Genomic DNA, 18,239 nt, shown 5'->3' on the forward strand with positions numbered 1-18,239 from the left:
AGCCACGGCTATGCGACGCTGGGCGCAGATGCTAATTTGCCCGCCTGCTAGACTTGAAACCGAATAGCTAATTTTTTGTCTAGATTGGCAATGCGATAGTGCTTATCCATCTGTGCTTGAGACCTGTTTATGAGTAAAACCCCGGCGGTTGGGTTTTGTACCAGGCTTGGTCTGGTTGTAAGTTTATTAAGTCCTGCCTTGCCTGTGGTCGCGGAGACCGCCGAGCTTGCTGCTGCAGAAGATGACGCTAGCTGCGAATTTTTTTATGGTTACCGTGAAAAAATTGCCGATGCTAAGCGCACCCGTATCGATTCTCATCTCTTTGATAATCTTCAGGGAAAAACCATTCGTCACATTCAGTTCAATACCCGGCCGGTTTTTGATGAAGATGATCCAGCAGAAAATAATTCACTCTATTTGTTTTTAAATAAGCTTCACGTTAATACCCGTCCACATGTGATTGCGACACAGTTGCTGTTTAAAGAAGGTGATTCCCTTGACGTCAAGCGAGTTCAGGAAAGCGAACGCATTTTGCGTAAGCGCGCATATCTCACCAATGCCTATATAGTGCCGGTTAAAGTATGCACCGGGCAGGTGGATCTCATGGTAGTTACGCAGGATTCCTGGGCACTGGAGCCACAATTCTCCGTAAGTAAAGAATCTGAAGGTACTAATTCCGGGTTGGCGATTGCAGACGGGAATATTCTGGGGTCTGGGAACAGTTTGACTATCGGCTATGAGCAGACCACCGAGCGCAATTTGGTCAGCTACGATTTCCGCAGTCCGCACGTTTTCAATTCGCAAATTGCAACGCGTTTGTATTATGCCGACACAAGCGACGGGCGCGATTTGATCGTCGATGTTGCTCACCCGTTTTACTCCCTGTCGACGCCTTGGTCCGCCGGCTTTTACACACAGGATGTAACTCTGGATCAACCTATTCGCCACATGGACGAAGAGATCAACGAGTTCAGTCATCAAAGTATGTATAACCAGGTTTATTTTGGTAAGGCTACCGATGTACAGGAAACGCACACTCAGCGCTGGTTAATTGGTTTTGCGAATGAGGAAGACAATTTTTTTGCAACGCCGGAAACTTTGCAGCCCGTCCCGGAAAATCGAAAGTCAGTTTACTCCTGGGTGGAGTATCAGTATCTCGCCAACCGTTTTGGAGTATTTAAAAATATTTATCAAATCCAACGCCCGGAAGATATCGCTATAGGTAGCAATCTTGCGGTTCGCTTCGGTTATGGTGGCACTTTATTTGATAATCCTGATGATGTTTATCGCTTGCTCGTGGATTACACCTATACCCGCGATATCGATGCGCGCCACATATTGGAATCGGGATTTAACTTTGATGGGGCGTACCACACGCAGTTAAAAAAGGGGAATAGTCGCGTTTGGGGGACTAATCTTGCCTACCATTATTTCGAAGATGAAAAGCGCCGTTGGTATGTGGGTTTTGAATACGAAGTCGGGCAGGATTTGGCGCAACACGAAGAGTTAACGGTAGGCGATATTACCGGGTTGCGGGGTTATCCCTCTGATTATCAACGCGGTGACCAACGCTATGTGTTTACTATAGAGCGACGCTATTTTTCCGATATCCATATTTTCAATTTGCTGCGTCTTGGTGCTGTGATATTTTTTGACATGGGTAAGGCTTGGGGATTGGAGCAATATGGTAGTAGCCCGACGCTGAGTAATGTGGGAATAGGTCTGCGCTTTAGTTCAAGTAAAGTTAAAATTGGTAACGTGGTACATATAGATTTGGCGACGCCCACCTCCGCGAAAAATGGTTTGGATAAATACCAGATAACCATTGGTGCCCAGCAAAAATTTTAATGCGAGCAATATTTTTGGTTACTCGCTATTCTCTTCTTTCTGTTAATCAGCAATTAAACGGTTGATATTAATATGCGAATTCTTCACACCATGCTACGGGTTGGCGACCTGCAAAAGTCAATTGATTTTTACACTAAGGTGTTGGGGATGAAACTCTTACGCCAACACGATTATTCTGAGGGTAAATTTACTCTGGCCTTTATTGGATACGGTGAGGAATCAACGCATACGGTTATTGAACTCACCTACAACTATGGCGTTGAGTCCTATGATTTAGGCAAGGGGTATGGTCATATCGCCCTGGGTTGCGATGATGTTTACGCAACCTGTGAAAAAATTCGTGCCGCCGGTGGCAAGATTACGCGCGAGCCCGGGCCTATGATGCATGGCACAACGATTCTCGCTTTTGTGGAAGACCCTGACGGCTACAAAATTGAATTGCTGGGTATCAAGTAATGCCGCTGTCGCTGCGTGAACTGGTATTCGATAATCGCCTCGTGCGTGAAATGCCGGCGGACAATGAAAGCGAGAATTTTCGTCGCCAGGTATATGCTGCGGTTTATTCGCGCGTAACGCCCACACCAGTAAAGAATCCCCATTTGATCGCCGCTGTCAGCGAAGTCGCTGATTTGTTGCAGTTGTCACACGCGGCCTTTGCCGATCCGCAATTTACACAAGTATTTGGGGGCAACGAATTATTGTCAGGAATGGAGCCGCATGCTTGTGTGTATGGCGGTCATCAATTCGGCAACTGGGCAGGGCAGTTGGGCGATGGTCGTGCAATTAATTTGGGCGAGGTAAAAAACTCCCGCGGTGAGCATTGGACGCTGCAATTAAAAGGTGCAGGGCCTACACCTTATTCACGCACAGCAGACGGCCTGGCAGTGTTGCGCTCATCGGTACGCGAATTTTTATGCAGCGAAGCGATGTTTCATTTGGGTGTTCCTACTACCCGCGCATTGAGTTTGGTTGGCACCGGTGAGTTGGTAAGGCGCGATATGTTTTACGATGGCAATCCGCAAATGGAGCCGGGTGCTGTTGTATGCCGTGTTGCGCCAACCTTTACCCGTTTTGGCAATTTCGAAATTTTTTCCGCACGCAATGATATTGCCTTGCTAAAGCAATTTACCGATTTCACCCTGCGCACAGACTTTTCAGCGTTATTTCCCGCTGAGCAACATGAATTCACCAAAGCTGACTACTTGCGTTGGTTTAACGAAATTTGTATTCGCACCGCACAGTTAATGGCGCATTGGATGCGTGTGGGCTTTGTGCACGGCGTAATGAATACCGACAACATGTCTGTCCTTGGATTGACCATTGATTACGGTCCTTACGGTTGGTTGGAAGGTTATGATCAAGATTGGACGCCCAACACAACCGACGCTCAAGGGCGTCGCTATCGCTATGGCAGCCAGCCGCGCGTAGCCCTGTGGAATCTTGCGCAGTTGGCAAATGCCATCTATCCATTGATTGATGAAGTGGAGCCACTGCAAGCTGCGCTGGAAAATTATCGCGCGGAATACGAGCACTGTGCGCAACGGGATGTGGCGGCCAAACTTGGCTTGAGCCAATTTGATCCAATGCAGGATCAGGCACTCAATAAGCAGTTATTGGCTTGTTTCCAATTAGTGGAAACCGATATGACTATATTTTATCGCGCGCTTGCGCAACTCAATGCTGATGACATTTCTCATTACGCAAATAGTCAATGTGTTGATATTGTGCGCGACAGCTTTTATTCCGTAGTCGATGCACGGGCGGAAACGCAATGGGCAGATTGGTTGCGCTTATATGCCGCCCGTTTACAGCAGGATTATGTGTTAAGCGGCAACACCCATACGCAAAAATGTGAGCGCATGAATGCGGTTAACCCGAAATATGTATTGCGCAACTATTTAGCGCAGCAGGCTATTGATAAAGCGACGCAAGGTGATTTTTCTGAGGTAGAAAAGTTGCTGCAGATTTTGCGTAACCCTTACGCTGAGCAGCCTGACTATCAGCATTATTTCGCCAAACGCCCGGAGTGGGCACGGCATAAAGCGGGCTGCTCCATGTTATCCTGTAGTTCCTGATAATTTCTTTTGCAGTAGCACATTATGATTGGAAAAATTATTGGTTTCGCCATAGGTTTGGCTTTGCTTAATCCATTTACCGCGATACTTGGTGCAATACTAGGGCACTATTTTATTGATAAGCCGCGTCGTACGGCCCCGAAAATTCCCCCGGCGCAATTGCATGCGATTCAGGAGAGCTTTTTTACAACGGTCTTTACCGTATCGGGTCATTTGGCCAAAGCGGATGGTCGGGTCAGTGAAACTGAAGTTCAGCTAACTGAATCGCTCATGACAAAAATGGGTCTGAGTGCTGACCATCGCCGCGAAGCCATTCGCTTATTCAAAGTGGGTGCTACAACAGAATTTAATTTGGATTCAGCGCTGGCCGACTACAAGCGCATCTGCAGTGCCAGCGGTAATTTGAACAATATGTTGTTGGTAAACTTGGTGAATCTGGCAATGGCCGACGGCGAGCTGGATGAGCAGGAAGCCCAGGTGTTACGTCAGGTTGCCGATCGCTTGGGCTTTTCGCGCTTTGCCTTTGAGCAGTTGCTGCGCATGCTGAATGCACAAAATGCGTTTAATCGCGAGCAGAGCGGTTACCAGTCTGGCGGGTATCAGCAGCCGATTCGCGCTGACGAATTAACGCTGGCTTATGAAGCTTTGGGTGTTGAGAAGACCGCGACCGATGCAGAACTGAAAAAAGCCTATCGCAAGCTCATGAGCGAATATCATCCGGATAAGCTGATCGGGCAGGGGATGCCTGAAGATATGATCAAAGCCGCAACCGAGCGCTCGCAGGAAATTCAGGCAGCGTATGATCTGATAAAAAAATCCCGTCAATAATTTGTTCTTCCCGCTGCTTATAAATAATAAGTGAGACCCCGGTTAAATTTACTGGAGTTTCCGCCAATTATTTATAAGCGGTCCTCGCTTTGGTCGATGTCAAAAAGCCAGCTCTAAACTATCAGTGTGACGCGCAAAACATTTTTCTGATAAATTATTGACAACGTTGTCCATGTGGATGTATTTTTAAATCGTTTTCTGGTTTTACATAAATTAACGATAAGAACAACCGTTCAACCAAGGAGCGACGCTGGGGACTTCATCCTGTGGCAGGTTCTCCTGTACTGGCTGTAGCTCGCCCATTCCAATTTCCATTCAGGATCAGATTCAACCCTGTGCACGCACGGGGCGCGTACTGTTTTTTTCTAAATTTCTAGCACTTTTTCAGGGTATTCGCTCAGGGGCTGCTATTGCCTGAAAAAAGCCACGCTTGCGAAAAGTGCGCGAAAAACCGGAGTTACTGGTTAGGAGCGGAACAAATAACAACAGATGGACGCGGGAAGATGCAGTTGCCAACTATGACGTACAAGGCGCTGTTAAAACACTGGGAGACTGAACCGGAAACATACGATTAAAAAGTATGGTCGGTTTAGTGAGATGAAAAATTAAAACGATTCCGAGGAAAATCCAATGAAATCGCTCAAACTAATAATGCTGTTATCAACTGCGGGATTAATGGCTACACAAGCGCACGCGTACAATTGTGCAGGTGTTGCCAACTATCAACAAGGTACTTACGCAACCGGCGCCGTCGTACAAAATGGCGGTACTGCTTATTCCTGTACCGTCGGTGGTTGGTGCTCGGTCGGAGGGCCTTATGAACCGGGTGTAGGTTGGGCCTGGAATAATGCCTGGTCCAGCCTGGGCGCGTGTTCCGGTACTGGCACGTCGTCAACGCCAACCAGTAGTGCGGCCGTTAGTTCAGTAAAAAGTTCTGTTGCGTCATCAGTGGCAACTTCCAGCGCAACGCCAACGGCGGGGTGTAATGGTGTAGCTGAATGGAACACTACTTCTGCCTATTCTGGCAATGCGCAAGTCAGCCGCAGCGGTTCTCTCTATCAGGCTAAATGGTGGACACAGGGGCAAGACCCGCTAAATAATTCCGGTGCTTATGATGTATGGGTCAACAAAGGTGCTTGCGGTACAGGCTCTTCTGTTGCGAGTTCAGCTGTTGTCAGTTCTGCTGCGGTCAGTTCAAGTTCGATAAAAAGTTCTGCTGCAAGTTCAGGTGCGACTTCTGTGAATAGTTCGGTTGCCAGCTCAGCGGTTAGCTCATTGGCGAGTTCAAAATCCAGCACCCCGATGTCGAGCAGTTCAAGTTCTATCTCCGCCGTGGGCGGTAAAAAAGTGGTTGGATATTTTGCCGAGTGGGGCATTTATGGCCGAAACTATCATGTGAAAAATATTGCGACTAGCGGCTCTGCGGCGCAATTGACACACATTCTTTATTCATTCGGTAATGTGCAAAACGGTAAGTGTACAATTGGCGATTCTTACGCAGCTTACGATAAAGCGTATGATGCGGCGGGCAGCGTCGACGGTGTTGCTGATGCTTGGGATCAACCTTTGCGTGGTAACTTCAACCAGTTGCGTAAACTGAAAAAACTGAATCCAAATTTAAAAGTCATTTGGTCGTTCGGTGGTTGGACCTGGTCTGAGGGGTTCCCACAAGCGGCGCAAAATCCGGTGGCATTTGCCGAGTCTTGCTATGCATTGGTTGAAGATGCGCGTTGGGCTGATGTGTTCGATGGTATTGATATTGATTGGGAATACCCGAACGAATGCGGTTTGAAATGCGATACTACCAGCGGCTTCTCCGGTTATAAAAATTTGATTCAGGCACTGCGTGCGCGTTTCGGTAGCAGCGCTTTGATCACTTCCGCGATTGGTGCCGGTACTGCAAAAATTAATGCAGCAGATTACGCTGGCGCTGCGCAGTATCTCGATTTCTATATGCCTATGACTTACGACTTCTTCGGCGCCTGGGATAAAACCGGACCAACCGCGCCGCACTCTGCACTTTACGACTATGCGGGAATTCCTATTGCCGGCTACAACTCTGACAATGCGATTCAATTACTGAAATCCAAAGGTATTCCCGCCAGCAAAATCCTGTTAGGTGTTGGTTTCTATGGTCGGGGTTGGACGGGTGTAACACAGGCAGCGCCTGGTGGTTCTGCAACCGGTGCAGCCGCGGGCACTTATGAAGCGGGTATCGATGATTACAAAGTATTGAAATCAAAATGCCCGGCAACCGGCACAGTGGGTGGAAGTGCTTACGCATTCTGCGGTAATAACTGGTGGAGTTATGACACTCCGCAAACGCTGGTTGGAAAAATGGACTACGTCCATCAACAAGGTCTGGCGGGTACTTTCTTTTGGGAGTTGAGCGGCGATACCGCAGACGGGGAATTAATTCGCGTGATTGGTAACTCGATGCGTTAATACTGTTGTAGATTTCGCAGTAAAAAAATCCGGCAGTGAATCGCTGCCGGATTTTTATTTTTTGTGGCTATAAAAACGGTAATCCTGGATCAATTGGCATAAAAAAACGGCGATGAAATCATCGCCGTTTTTTTCAGGAACCACTACAAAAAATTATTCGTGGTTCAATACCATCACATCGGTATCAACCGCAGCGATCAAGCGCTCGGCAGTGTTACCGCGACGGGTTTTGGTCATACCATTTTGACCAAGGGTGCCCATCACAATCAGGTCTGCACCAATTTTTTCAGCCAGTGCAGAAACTACATCGGAGGTATAGCCGTTTTCTACATGAATTTTGTCATTGGGCAGGCCGGTTTCACTCACCAGTTTGCCGCGATCTGGATAGCTCATGGAATCCAGGTAGCCGTTAATAACATGCAAGTCTGCACCGTAGGTTTCGGCATAGAATTTTGCGGAAGCCAAAATCTTTTTGTTCAATTCAATTTGCACATCGCGTTGTGCCTGGAAGTTCACGGCAGCCAAAATTACTTTGCGTTGTGCTTTTGCACCTGGACGAATTAACACTACCGGGCAGTAAGCGCCTTTCAACAATTCCCATTTGGATTCAGTGAAGAAAAAGCGGCTGTTGCTATTGGAACTTGCGTGCACTGGCAAATAAATTAAATCAGCGTCGAAACGCTTGGCGGATTCCATAATGGATTTTTGCCATTCGGATGACCAGGAAACTTCCAGAGTGTATTCGATTCCGGCGTTAGCCAGCGGGCTTTTAATATTTTGTTCGAACCAGGTTAGGTCGCGGAATAAATGGTCGTTTACCGAACGGGTATCTACCGCATCGCCATCCACCGCCACAAAGGCGTGAACTTTTGGTTTGGTACCTTGCATCAAGGAGGCAACAATAATCGCACGCTCAAGGGCGATGTGGTGGGTATCGTTGGGGTCTACAACGACAAACAACTTTTGTGACTTGGACATACAGGCTCCTACAGGTTCCCTAACAAGTTTTAGGTAGTTATTTTCAAGCTGGGCCTAGCATAGCAACCCCTCGTCGGTTTTTACAGCGGGTTTCCCTTGCGGGCTGGTCGGAAAGGGATAAAAGCAGTTGATATGGATTAAACTGTACGCCTTTTTTACAAGCCCCAAAGGATAAGTCTATGAGTTTGCTTGAAAATTGCCCAATTACCGAGATAGCTGTGGGCCACACTGCCAGTTACAGCAAGACCTTAACCGAGCGGGATGTCATCCTGTTTGCCGCCTGTTCGGGTGACGTGAATCCAGTGCATCTGGATAAAACCTACGCGGCGACCACACCTTTCGGTGAGCCTATCGGGCATGGTATGTGGACTGGCGCATTGGTGTCTGCAGTGATAGCCACGCGCTTGCCGGGACCTGGCTCGGTCTACCGCAGCCAGAGTTTGAGTTTTAAATATCCGGTGAAAATTGGCGATACAGTTACTGTGACGTTAACGGTTGCCGAAATTAAGGAGCGTGTGAAATTGGTAACTCTGGATTGCGAAGCACACAATCAGGATGGAAAGTTAATTGCGAAAGGTGTTGCGGAGGTAATTGCGCCGGCAGAAAAGCTTTCCATTGAACCAGGTAGTTTGCCATCGATAGGATTTAATTAGTCGATCGATGTTGATGAAAATCGTATCAGGATCGCGAGCTATAGCGAGTGAATAGTTAGCGGTCCTTTTCCATTGCCAATAACAAATTGGCCACCGTTTTCCCCAAGCCTTTTACCACCAGCTTATAGGAGTTATCAATCATACGCTTCACTTCCCCGTCGGGAATTGAACCGTTAATGATCACGGTATTCCAATGTTTTTTATTCATGTGGTAACCGGGAATAACGGCATCGAACACCATGCGTAATTGCTCGGCTTCTATCGGATCGCATTTTAAGTTGATGCGTGTTTCTCTATTTTTTGCGTCAGCTGTTTGGTTTTCCGAGCTCATCAGCGCAAACATTTTCCCGCGCACTTTGTATACGGCGACCTCGGGGCCAAAGGGAAAATCCTCGATGGCCTCGGGTTTATTGAGCAGATATTGTTTAATGTTAAATGCCATGAAATCCATTCCGGGGAATGTGAGTGGGCGAATTATTCCGCCTCTTCATCACCTTCATCTTCACTGGGTAACCAACCGCCCAATTCTTTCCAGCGGTTAACAATCAGGCAAAATAAATCGGCGGTTTTTTCAGCATCGTATGCTGCTGAGTGGGCGGCAGAATTGCTGAATTCAATTCCCGCTACCTGACAGGCTTTGGCCAATACTGTTTGACCAAAAGCGAGGCCAGAAAGCGTTGCGGTGTCGAATACTGAGAACGGATGAAAGGGGCTGCGCTTGATATTACAGCGCTCAATCACGGCGTTAACAAAATTCAAATCAAAGTGCGCGTTATGGCCGACAATCACCGCGCGCGTGCAGCCGTTTTCTTTTACCGAGCGGCGCACTGCCGTGAGCAAATCGGTCATCACCATTAATTCCGGTTCGGCTAAGCGATCGGGATCATCCAGGTCTATGCCGGTAAAATCCAGCGCGGCCTGTTCGATGTTGGCGCCCTCAAATGGCTCCACATGAAAGGCAAAGGTTTCATGGCGATGCACATTGCCATCTTCATCCATGCGAATGGTGACAGCAGCAATTTCCAGCAGTGCATCGGTTTGCGAATTAAAACCGCCAGTTTCCACATCGACAATCACTGGCAAAAAACCGCGAAAACGTTGTGCCAGAGGTGAGTTGGGGTCGCGGGTATTTTCAGGTGGATTCACAGCTATCCCTTAAGCAGTTTGCAACTGCCAACGTAAAGTTTCACCTGCACGCAAGGGCACTAACGGCTGCTCATTAAAGGTCAGCGTATCAGGCACCTGCCATTCTTTTTTCACCAATGTAATGGTATCGGTATTGCGCGGTAAACCATAAAAGTCTGCACCGAAATGGCTCGCAAACCCTTCGAGTTTATCCAGTGCATTGGCATCTTCAAAGGCCTCCGCGTAAAGCTCAATGGCGGCATAGGCGGTGTAACTGCCGGCGCAACCACAGGCCGCTTCTTTTTTGTCTTTGGCGTGTGGTGCAGAATCTGTGCCTAAAAAGAATTTAGGGCTACCGCTGGTGGCCGCCTTGATCAGTGCTTGCTGATGGGTGCCGCGTTTTAAAATTGGCAAGCAGTAATAATGCGGGCGGATACCGCCAGCCAGCATATGGTTGCGGTTATACAGCAGGTGATGTGCGGTAATCGTTGCGGCAACGTTTGCGGGTGCGGCTGCAACAAACTCGGCGGCGTCTGCAGTGGTGATGTGTTCCAGCACCATTTTCAATGATGGGAAATTTTTAACCACCTGACTAAAGGTGCGATCGAGAAATTCTTTTTCACGATCAAAAATGTCGATCGAAGAATCAGTCACTTCGCCGTGCAGTAAAAAATGCATACCGACTTTTTCCATGGCTTCCAACACCGGGTAGATTTTTTTCAAGTCCGTTACGCCCGATGCGGAATTGGTGGTGGCGCCGGCTGGGTAAAGTTTGCAGGCAGTGATACCGGCCGCTTTAGCTTTGGCGATTTCGGCCGGGTCGGTATTGTCAGTCAGGTAGAGCACCATTAGCGGCTCAAAGTGGTTACCGGCCGGGCGAGCTGCCTGGATGCGCGCTTTGTAGGCAAGGGCTTGTTCGGTATTCATTACCGGCGGTACGAGGTTGGGCATCACTATCGCGCGAGCAAACTGGGCAGCAGCGTCGCCTACGGTGCGAGTCAGAACCGCGCCGTCGCGCAGGTGGATATGCCAATCATCGGGGCGGAGCAGGGTTAATTGCTGGGTCATGGGGTGAGGGATTCCGTAGCAGTAAATCAAAACAGGCGAATGTGGCGGCATGCTACCAAAATCAGGCAGGCTCCGCAGCCTTATCGGATGCGCGCGTTTTAGGTAAGGGTGGCTATACTCGGAGAATCCTTTCTAACGCACGGCGATTAATGGCCTTGCTAATTGTTTGTAGGTGGATGGTGACATGCGTTTGGTTTCCCGAGTTTATTTACCGCTGACACTGCTGGTTTCCAGTGTGCTGGCCGCTTCTGCCACTGCTCAAACCTATATCACCGCGTTCGCCGATTCGCAGTGGAGTGCGCAATCTGGTGCTTTTGCCTGTAGTCTTGCCCATGAGATAGCGGCGTTTGGCAGCGCGCGTTTGGTGCGCAAGGCTGGCAGCGCAGAGGTGTTGGAGTTGAAAGCTAAAGCCCAGGCTTTTGGTGAGGGTACTGTACGGGTAGAGGCGGTGCCCCCGGTGTGGCGCACTGATGCCGCCTCCAATAACCTCGGCCAGGCCCAGGCCAGTGGTCAATCACTTAAGGTCAGCGGGGCCCAGATCGCGACCATCACCGCCAGCTTGGAGCAGGGCACCAATGTGATGTTTAGTGGCAGCAATCTGCGGGTTGGCCTCGCGGCACGCAATTTCAGTGCGGCTTTTGCCAACTACAAAACCTGCGTCAAAAATCTTATTCCCTATACCTTCGAACAATTATCGCGGACGCAGTTGAGCTATGCCCGGGAGGCCGATGATTTGAGTTCAGCGGCAAAAACTGAACTGGATAAAATTGTCCGTTATATGAAAGCGGATCAAAAGGTGCTTGGGATAATTATTGATGCTCACAGTGATAAGTTACCCAAACCGGAAGAGAGCGATGCTTTATCCCAGCGGCAGGCGGAGTTTGTCACGAGTTATCTGATTGAAAAGGGAATTGCGGCGGATCAGATTACTACCCGTTGGCATGGCGATAAATTTCCAATCGCCAACAACCAGAACAAAGCGGGGCAAGCGAAAAATCGCCGCGTGACGGTGCGGTTGGAAAGCGAGCAAACCCGGAAAGAAATGGAGAAAAAAATCGCTGTTATTAAAGAGGCAGAGCAAAAAGCCGCTGCCGAAAAAGCGGCAAAAGCAGCGACAGAACAAGCGGACCCTGGCATCAACCCCGCGGAACTGGAAAAGCTAACTGAGCAACAAAACCTTTCATCAGGCAAGCAGCCGGATATAGGCTTGCCCCGATAGCCCTTACAGAGAATCCCTGCGTAGTGAGAATTATTCGCTAGGGCTTGCATTTTTTAACCACAATTCCCAAATTATTCTTAACCCGGATTTTACGATTCGGGTGGAATTTTTTAGTTTTCGTTTAGTCTCATGTTGCGAGTGTGTGCTGCATCCTGGTGGGTGCGGCCAGCGAATTACTGATCAAGGAGTTAACTATGCAAGTATTGACCCGCCAGTGGACGAACACTATTGCTGTTCTCAGTCTGGTATTTATGTCTATTTCCAGTGTTGCGGCTGAGCTGCCAGATTTCACGCAGCTGATTGAAAAGCATTCCCCGGCGGTGGTGAAAATTACCGCAACGTCCAAGGCTTCTGTGGCACGGATGGATCAGCAACAGCTGCCGCCCAACATGCAAGGGTTGCCCGATATTTTCCGCGAGCTATTGGAGCGTCGCCAGGCACCGCGCGATCGCGGCTCACTCGGTTCAGGCTTTATTATTTCCAATGATGGGTATGTGTTAACCAATGATCACGTAGTTGATCAAATGGATAGTATTACCGTGATTCTGAATGACCAGCGCGAGTTTACCGCCAAACTGATTGGTAGTGATGAGCGGTCGGATTTGGCGTTATTAAAAATTGAAGCGAAAAATTTGCCTACGCTCTCATTAGCGAGCGATGAAAAGTTAAAAGTAGGGCAGTGGGTAGTAGCAATCGGCTCTCCCTTTGGTCTGGATTATTCCGCAACGGCGGGCATAGTGAGCGCGATTGGGCGTAGCATTCCATCGGCGCATACGGAAAGTAACTATGTACCTTTTATTCAAACAGACGTAGCCATTAACCCCGGCAATTCTGGTGGCCCACTATTTAATATGGATGGCGAAGTCGTAGGTATTAACTCGCAAATTTATTCACCCAGCGGCGGCTCGGTGGGGCTGTCGTTTGCGATTCCATCGTCTCTGGCGGTTGATGTGGTTGCCCAGTTAAAAGATAAAGGACGTGTAGATCGCGGCTGGTTGGGAGTGATGATTCAGGATGTAGACAAAAATTTGGCTAGCTCGTTGGGAATTGATAAACCCATGGGTGCATTAATTAGTGAAGCTGATCCGGACGGTCCCGCTGCGAAATCGGGCCTGAAAGATGGTGATTTGATTATTAAATTTAATGGCAATGATGTGCACACTTCTTCCGACTTGCCCTATTTGGTTGGCAGGACTGCACCTAAATCCAAAGTGCCGGTTGTGATTGTGCGCAAAGGTAAAGAGCAGACACTCAATGTAACCGTAGGTACCTTGCCTGTATCGCCCGATGAGGCGGTTGAGCGCCCAGCCAATGCGCCTATAGAAAATTCGGTGGATGTTTTGGGGTTGGTAGTCGCGCCCTTGGATCGAAGTACTCGTGGTGGTGCGGAAACTGGTGTGATAGTGCAGGATGTTAAACCCGATAGTCCGGCCGCCGACGCTGGTCTACAACCGGGAGATGTAATTACGCAATTGGCATTTAGCGATGTTAAATCCGTTGGCGATTACAATAAGGTAGTAAAAGGTCTACCTAAAAATGAGCCCCAGGCTGTTCGTTTCTACCGTCAAAATCGTCCGGTATTCAGGTCGATTGTTATTAAGTAAGTTAACCGTAAAGCCACATGAAAAACGCCGGCTGAAATGCCGGCGTTTTTTTTAATGGAAATAGCATTTAATTGCGCTGCTACAGAAAATCGATCAATTGTAGCGAGCCCTAACTTGATCGAGTTTTATTTGTAAGCGCTCAGGGCACTCATCTGTTTCTTGCATAAACTCCAAACTGCTATAGCCATGTTGCGCTGTTTGTAATAAAAATTGATCCTGTGCTTGTTTGAATACGGGTAGTTCAGCCACAAATTCTGCTTCAGTTCCTGCAGCGGCTTTTTCCATTTTTTCCAAAGCCGTTTGCCAAACTTTGAGCGTTGCCTGTGCTTTTTCCAACGATTGTTGTTGCGCTTGATACAGTTGTTTCAATTCACGTAAGTGCTGCGCGGTTCCCGGTGCTTTTAAATCCTGAATGCGACAGGCTAAACCGTAGGTTTTTTTGGGCGGATCTTCCACTTTCGGTGGCTCTTTAGGTTCTTCGGGTTTTGGCTCTTCTTCCACGGGAATTTCTTCCGCTGGTAACTCTTCTATTGGAATATCTGTTTCGTCGTCTTCAGTCGGTGTAGGTTTTGGTGGCGTTGGCTCTTCCGGTTTAGGGGGTGGAGACTTTTCACAAAAGGCGAGGTGATCACTGATGTGAATGTACTCTTTAATGAGTTTGTCATGCTGGGGTTCCAGTTCCGCAAGTTGATCGGCAACACCGGCAATAATTCCCAAGTCAGTACCGAATTTTTTGGCTGCCAGATAGGACTCTCCGTAAGTTTTCCCCAATGCTATGGCGGAGTTTCGCCCCGCCAGCACAGCGGCACCTACCGCATATTTAATATGGGCGTTCACATCTTTTGGTGTTTCTGTGTAAGTGGTGTAAGCATCGTTGACCGTGTTATATGCATCCCACACATTTCCCACAACATCCAAACGTTGCGCGTTTACGATAATATCTTTGCTCAACAAGATGCCTTTTGCTTTGGCAAATTCTACCTGTTTGGTTCTGCCAAAAGTGAGAGTGTTAATAATGGATTCGCCGGTCTTAATGGCCATGTCTTTTGTTGTGTCGCGAATTTCAGTGCTAGCGCGCTGGAATTCTGTGTCGGCTAACATACTGGTGATACGTGAGACCAAGGTGTCGAGTCGGCGTTTGTGCTCTTCTTTTTTTGTCTGCAATTGCTTTTGCACTTCGTCATCGCAGCGAACTATTTCAATCGGAATTGGGCTGCCAATTTTACTACCGCACAGGGTTTTAGCCTGCATTAGGGTTTTGCCCAGCTTAAACGGTTGGATCTGAATATTGCTGGCGGTATTAGCCACACTGGCAAGTACATCGTTTTCCAATGTCATTTGTACATAGCCATCGAGCGGGTTGAGTTTCAGTGGGAAGTTATAAGTAGTGCCAACTTTTTTTCCGTTGACATCATAAAGTCCTAATTTGGGAATGTTGCCGCCGTTATTGACGCTCACTAACTCAACAACACTGCCGGCGACTGTGGTGCTAGCGGTTTTTCCCTGGTACCTATATTCGACGCTGACTTCGCCTTTACCAGGCGTTTTGCCGTGAATTTTAGCCGTGTTTTTTTGCTGGCTGACAATTGCAAGAGTGTCGGCGGGATTGGAGGTAAATTGATAGGTTCCATTGGCGGGCGAGCCCTGCGCAATAATTTCCTTGATTTCATCTTTTGCCAGATGCAGGCAGGCATCCATGGCAACTGTTGGGTCTTCGGTGCCTGATTTGTAGCGTAAATTGACACTGCCGCGCTTTAGGTGCCCGCCCATACACATTGGAGGAATTCCAATGACTGTGCCATCAAACTGATAGGTTTTATTGAAACCCTTTTGTAAATCAGCGAGCGTGATATCCAGTGCTGGCGTAATAGCGTTGAGCATACCGGTATGAATGCTGGCCATTACGTTGGGGTAATCAAAACTCGCGCCATTCGCATCGACCTTGCACACACCCATTTCATCGGCGGAAAAAATAAATGCGGGCGAATTGTAGGCTGCGTTTTGTGCAAGACTCACGGTAAGCTGAACTTTATTGGAATTTTTTTGATTGACTTTAGCGGTCATCACAACCTTGCCGTCGTTATCGCGGCAAATAACTTGTTTACTATTAAAAATAACTGAGGGAATAGGGCGCTGGCCAGGATGACTGGTATCGAATGCGGTGTAGCTCATTAAGAGATCCGCGATTGGGCCGGGCTCCACGTGAACCGGACCTTTCCAGTTCAGGGTCCAGTCCCCCCCTTCGCAGTTCTCACCTTCGTAGGGATATCCCTCCATTTTCACGTTGGCGTAAACCGGTTCCGGTACTTCGTTGGCGTGGGCAAAAAAAGGCGCGCTCATCAAGAGCGATAAAAACGCGCCAAAGTTTCCTTCTAATTTTTTGATCATAAATTACAACCCTAATTCATCTTCCAGGTCGTCAGTTTCTTTTTGATATTCAGTAGACGTGCCTTTGTGTTGCTGTGCTTGTATTTGCTTTTGCATTTCTTGTGCTTGTTTTTGCAGTTCCTGAATTTTTTTCGGATCGCTATACATTTTTTGCATCTCAGCAATTTGTGCTGCTGAACCCATTTGCGCATCTTTGGCTAGTTGTTCAGTTTGTTCATCCAGCTTGGCGCGCGCTTGTTGTTCCTTCTCATAATCGTTAATCAATCGGTAGAGATTACCGGCGCGTTCATAGTGCGCTGCTGCCATTGCTTGATCGGCATAAGCGCTGGCCTTTTGCTCCAGCGCTTTGAGTTGCGCTTCTTTATCCAACTGGCGATAGAACAAAAAAGCACTCTCCAAAAGCTTTACTGTGCTGTTGTAAGATTTGCTCAGTCTGTCTGCGTGCGACAAGCGTGCCTGATCGATCTTTGAGCGCAAAGCTTCAGCTTGTTTGTAATCGCGGATTTGTTGGGTCCAGGCCTGCGCATCACTAAATAGATCTTCAATGTCTTCGATGCGATCAGTTTTCCATTGTTTTTGAAATTGGGTGGCGGCTTGCTGCACGTTCATTGCCGCTGCGATATCGCCCGGTTTAATCGCATCGTTTTGTTGTTCCAATTTCGCAAGGGATTGCAAGTAGGCGTCCGGTAGTACGGCCTGATAGCTATCCAACAGCCGTGCAATGTTGCTCGGTGGTAAGCTCACGACATAAGGGTCGAAGGCTGCGTCCAGCGTGTAGTCGCCAGCCAATTCCAATGCCGTTTGGCGATTGCTTTTAAATGATTCGTCGGCGCGATTTTTAAAATGTTCCTGCGCGAAAGCAGATAATTGTATATCGGTAGGATTTTTTTTCAGCGCGGCGATTAAGACTTTATCGGCTGAGGAAAATTTAGCGCCTTTCTCATACCATTGAAAAGCTCCTGCCGCCTTTCCATCCTTGAATAAGTTTCCTTTTTGTTCTTGTAATGCACCTTGTTTACTGCCTAATGCGATGGCTTTGCTTAATGCTTGTTTAGCGATCGGGTTGCCGCCATCCTCACACACGTAGCCCTGCGCAATTTCATATTTGTTGATTGCATCCCATAGCTGTCCCTGGGCTTCCAGGGTGGTTCCATCTTTGTAGGCTTTTTGTGCGTCCGCGACGCTTAGGTCAGCTGCGCAATCGGCATAACCGAGTGGTGCCGCAAAAAGTAGCCATGCCAAACCGGTATTAACGATACGTTTCATTGTTTAAACTCCGTGTAATGGATTTGCTGATTATTGCGGGCGCAGGTTTTTCATCATATTGCCCATGCTGGGCATGGGTTGGTAGCCTTGGGGCAATTCAAAGAGCGCGGCGTCCTGCGGTTCCACTTTTAAATTTTTCAAACTCATGGTCACGCGGCTTTTGTTGTTGCCCTCTTTGCTCAGGAAATCCATTTTTAATGGAATGTTTTCCGGTGATAACCAGATAAATCCGCCAGCACTTTTGTCTTTCATTACCAGTTTGTATTTGGTGGTAGTAATGCCATCCAAAACTTCGCTGCCCACTTTTTCAATAGTGACATCATCAGGTGCATTGCCAGACATCTTGTTAGCATTTTTTAAATCCACTTCCATATACATTTTTTGCATTGGCATTAATTGCCAGGCCACTTTTTTATCCGGACGTGAAATGGTCGCCATACTCATGCCTTGCATTTGCATTTGCATTTCATTGCGTTCCTTGCCATGTGAGTGGTGCACTGTTTGGGTAAAGCTGCCTTCGGCGGTAACAACAGTGCGTACACCAGAGTATTCCGTGTCCGGTGCAGGTATGGTGTCGGCAGAACTGGGGTTGGAAAAAATCAGGCCGGGCATCATGGCGAAAAATAGGGTGAGGATATAGGTGAGTTTTTTCATAATCGAATTCCATTTATGGGGTTTGAATAGCTATGGCTCAAATTTCCGCGAAAAAAGGCCTGTGGGCATCTGGCATCGATGGCCCCAC

The 18,239-nt window shown here is 48.1% G+C and carries 15 protein-coding genes; 8 read left to right on the forward strand and 7 right to left on the reverse strand.

All coding sequences use genetic code 11. The annotated features are described in order from the left end of the window. The first annotated feature begins 129 nt into the window (after positions 1-129). The 5 genes from D0C16_RS23215 (at position 130) to D0C16_RS23235 (ending at position 7,196) form a co-directional block, all read left to right on the forward strand. Positions 130-1,848: a hypothetical protein gene (locus D0C16_RS23215; RefSeq protein ID WP_151034614.1), complete on the forward strand. Its 1,719-nt coding sequence runs from the start codon at positions 130-132 to the stop codon at positions 1,846-1,848. A gap of 72 nt (positions 1,849-1,920) precedes the next feature. After that, positions 1,921-2,304: a lactoylglutathione lyase gene (gloA, locus tag D0C16_RS23220; protein WP_151034616.1), complete on the forward strand. Its 384-nt coding sequence runs from the start codon at positions 1,921-1,923 to the stop codon at positions 2,302-2,304. Next, a complete protein-coding gene (locus D0C16_RS23225) occupies positions 2,304-3,923 on the forward strand; it encodes a YdiU family protein (RefSeq protein ID WP_151034617.1) in 1,620 nt (539 codons plus the stop codon). Before gloA ends, D0C16_RS23225 begins: the two co-directional genes overlap by 1 nt. Positions 3,924-3,947: 24 nt before the next feature. Further along, positions 3,948-4,751, forward strand: coding sequence for a co-chaperone DjlA (gene djlA / locus D0C16_RS23230; protein ID WP_151034618.1), 804 nt, complete (start codon positions 3,948-3,950; stop codon positions 4,749-4,751). Between the two features lie 630 nt (positions 4,752-5,381). Beyond that, positions 5,382-7,196: a glycosyl hydrolase family 18 protein gene (locus D0C16_RS23235; protein ID WP_151034619.1), complete on the forward strand. Its 1,815-nt coding sequence runs from the start codon at positions 5,382-5,384 to the stop codon at positions 7,194-7,196. 153 nt (positions 7,197-7,349) lie between these two features. Here the strand turns inward: D0C16_RS23235 and D0C16_RS23240 are convergent, their stop codons facing one another. Then, a complete protein-coding gene (locus D0C16_RS23240; RefSeq protein WP_151034620.1) occupies positions 7,350-8,174 on the reverse strand; it encodes a universal stress protein in 825 nt (274 codons plus the stop codon). 179 nt (positions 8,175-8,353) lie between these two features. Between D0C16_RS23240 and D0C16_RS23245 the strand changes: the two genes are divergently transcribed. Next, positions 8,354-8,827, forward strand: a complete 474-nt coding sequence (locus tag D0C16_RS23245) for a MaoC/PaaZ C-terminal domain-containing protein (protein ID WP_151034621.1) — start codon at positions 8,354-8,356, stop codon at positions 8,825-8,827. Between the two features lie 55 nt (positions 8,828-8,882). On the opposite strand, the gene D0C16_RS23250 is transcribed toward D0C16_RS23245, so the two are convergent. From D0C16_RS23250 to pyrC, 3 genes are read right to left on the reverse strand one after another with little or no spacing between them, the layout of a single operon-like run. Then, positions 8,883-9,278 carry an MmcQ/YjbR family DNA-binding protein gene (locus tag D0C16_RS23250; protein WP_151034622.1) on the reverse strand — a complete coding sequence of 132 codons (396 nt, stop codon included), beginning with the start codon at positions 9,276-9,278 and terminating at the stop codon, positions 8,883-8,885. A 23-nt stretch (positions 9,279-9,301) separates the two neighbouring features. Next, positions 9,302-9,973, reverse strand: a complete 672-nt coding sequence (rnt, locus tag D0C16_RS23255; protein ID WP_151034623.1) for a ribonuclease T — start codon at positions 9,971-9,973, stop codon at positions 9,302-9,304. Positions 9,974-9,982: 9 nt separating this feature from the next. Beyond that, positions 9,983-11,020, reverse strand: coding sequence for a dihydroorotase (gene pyrC / locus D0C16_RS23260; protein ID WP_151034624.1), 1,038 nt, complete (start codon positions 11,018-11,020; stop codon positions 9,983-9,985). Between the two features lie 184 nt (positions 11,021-11,204). Between pyrC and D0C16_RS23265 the strand changes: the two genes are divergently transcribed. Together D0C16_RS23265 and D0C16_RS23270 are read left to right on the forward strand one after the other, a co-directional pair. Next, the gene (locus D0C16_RS23265) at positions 11,205-12,239 is read left to right on the forward strand and encodes an OmpA family protein (RefSeq protein ID WP_151034625.1); all 1,035 of its coding nucleotides are present in this window, start codon (positions 11,205-11,207) and stop codon (positions 12,237-12,239) included. A 194-nt stretch (positions 12,240-12,433) separates the two neighbouring features. Further along, positions 12,434-13,843 carry a DegQ family serine endoprotease gene (locus tag D0C16_RS23270; RefSeq protein WP_151034626.1) on the forward strand — a complete coding sequence of 470 codons (1,410 nt, stop codon included), beginning with the start codon at positions 12,434-12,436 and terminating at the stop codon, positions 13,841-13,843. A 93-nt stretch (positions 13,844-13,936) separates the two neighbouring features. Here D0C16_RS23270 and D0C16_RS23275 read toward each other — a convergent pair whose 3' ends face one another. From D0C16_RS23275 to D0C16_RS23285, 3 genes are read right to left on the reverse strand one after another with little or no spacing between them, the layout of a single operon-like run. Beyond that, on the reverse strand, positions 13,937-16,231 hold the full coding sequence (locus D0C16_RS23275; protein WP_151034627.1) for a hypothetical protein: 2,295 nt from the start codon (positions 16,229-16,231) through the stop codon (positions 13,937-13,939). 3 nt (positions 16,232-16,234) lie between these two features. After that, positions 16,235-17,497 (reverse strand): hypothetical protein, encoded by a 1,263-nt coding sequence (locus D0C16_RS23280; RefSeq protein WP_151034628.1) that lies wholly within the window; start codon positions 17,495-17,497, stop codon positions 16,235-16,237. Between the two features lie 30 nt (positions 17,498-17,527). Then, on the reverse strand, positions 17,528-18,151 hold the full coding sequence (locus D0C16_RS23285) for a DUF4412 domain-containing protein (RefSeq protein WP_151034629.1): 624 nt from the start codon (positions 18,149-18,151) through the stop codon (positions 17,528-17,530). Positions 18,152-18,239 lie beyond the last annotated feature (88 nt).

The sequence above is a fragment of the Cellvibrio sp. KY-GH-1 genome, assembly GCF_008806975.1.
GTDB lineage: Bacteria > Pseudomonadota > Gammaproteobacteria > Pseudomonadales > Cellvibrionaceae > Cellvibrio.

Coding starts and splice junctions, on each gene's coding strand:
- D0C16_RS23250 (WP_151034622.1), bottom strand. CDS start 9,278: ATGGATTTCATGGCATTTAACATTAAACAATATCTGCTCAATAAACCC.
- pyrC (WP_151034624.1), bottom strand. CDS start 11,020: ATGACCCAGCAATTAACCCTGCTCCGCCCCGATGATTGGCATATCCAC.
- D0C16_RS23215 (WP_151034614.1), top strand. CDS start 130: ATGAGTAAAACCCCGGCGGTTGGGTTTTGTACCAGGCTTGGTCTGGTT.
- D0C16_RS23265 (WP_151034625.1), top strand. CDS start 11,205: ATGCGTTTGGTTTCCCGAGTTTATTTACCGCTGACACTGCTGGTTTCC.
- D0C16_RS23270 (WP_151034626.1), top strand. CDS start 12,434: ATGCAAGTATTGACCCGCCAGTGGACGAACACTATTGCTGTTCTCAGT.
- D0C16_RS23225 (WP_151034617.1), top strand. CDS start 2,304: ATGCCGCTGTCGCTGCGTGAACTGGTATTCGATAATCGCCTCGTGCGT.
- D0C16_RS23285 (WP_151034629.1), bottom strand. CDS start 18,151: ATGAAAAAACTCACCTATATCCTCACCCTATTTTTCGCCATGATGCCC.
- djlA (WP_151034618.1), top strand. CDS start 3,948: ATGATTGGAAAAATTATTGGTTTCGCCATAGGTTTGGCTTTGCTTAAT.
- gloA (WP_151034616.1), top strand. CDS start 1,921: ATGCGAATTCTTCACACCATGCTACGGGTTGGCGACCTGCAAAAGTCA.
- D0C16_RS23240 (WP_151034620.1), bottom strand. CDS start 8,174: ATGTCCAAGTCACAAAAGTTGTTTGTCGTTGTAGACCCCAACGATACC.
- D0C16_RS23280 (WP_151034628.1), bottom strand. CDS start 17,497: ATGAAACGTATCGTTAATACCGGTTTGGCATGGCTACTTTTTGCGGCA.
- D0C16_RS23275 (WP_151034627.1), bottom strand. CDS start 16,231: ATGATCAAAAAATTAGAAGGAAACTTTGGCGCGTTTTTATCGCTCTTG.
- D0C16_RS23245 (WP_151034621.1), top strand. CDS start 8,354: ATGAGTTTGCTTGAAAATTGCCCAATTACCGAGATAGCTGTGGGCCAC.
- D0C16_RS23235 (WP_151034619.1), top strand. CDS start 5,382: ATGAAATCGCTCAAACTAATAATGCTGTTATCAACTGCGGGATTAATG.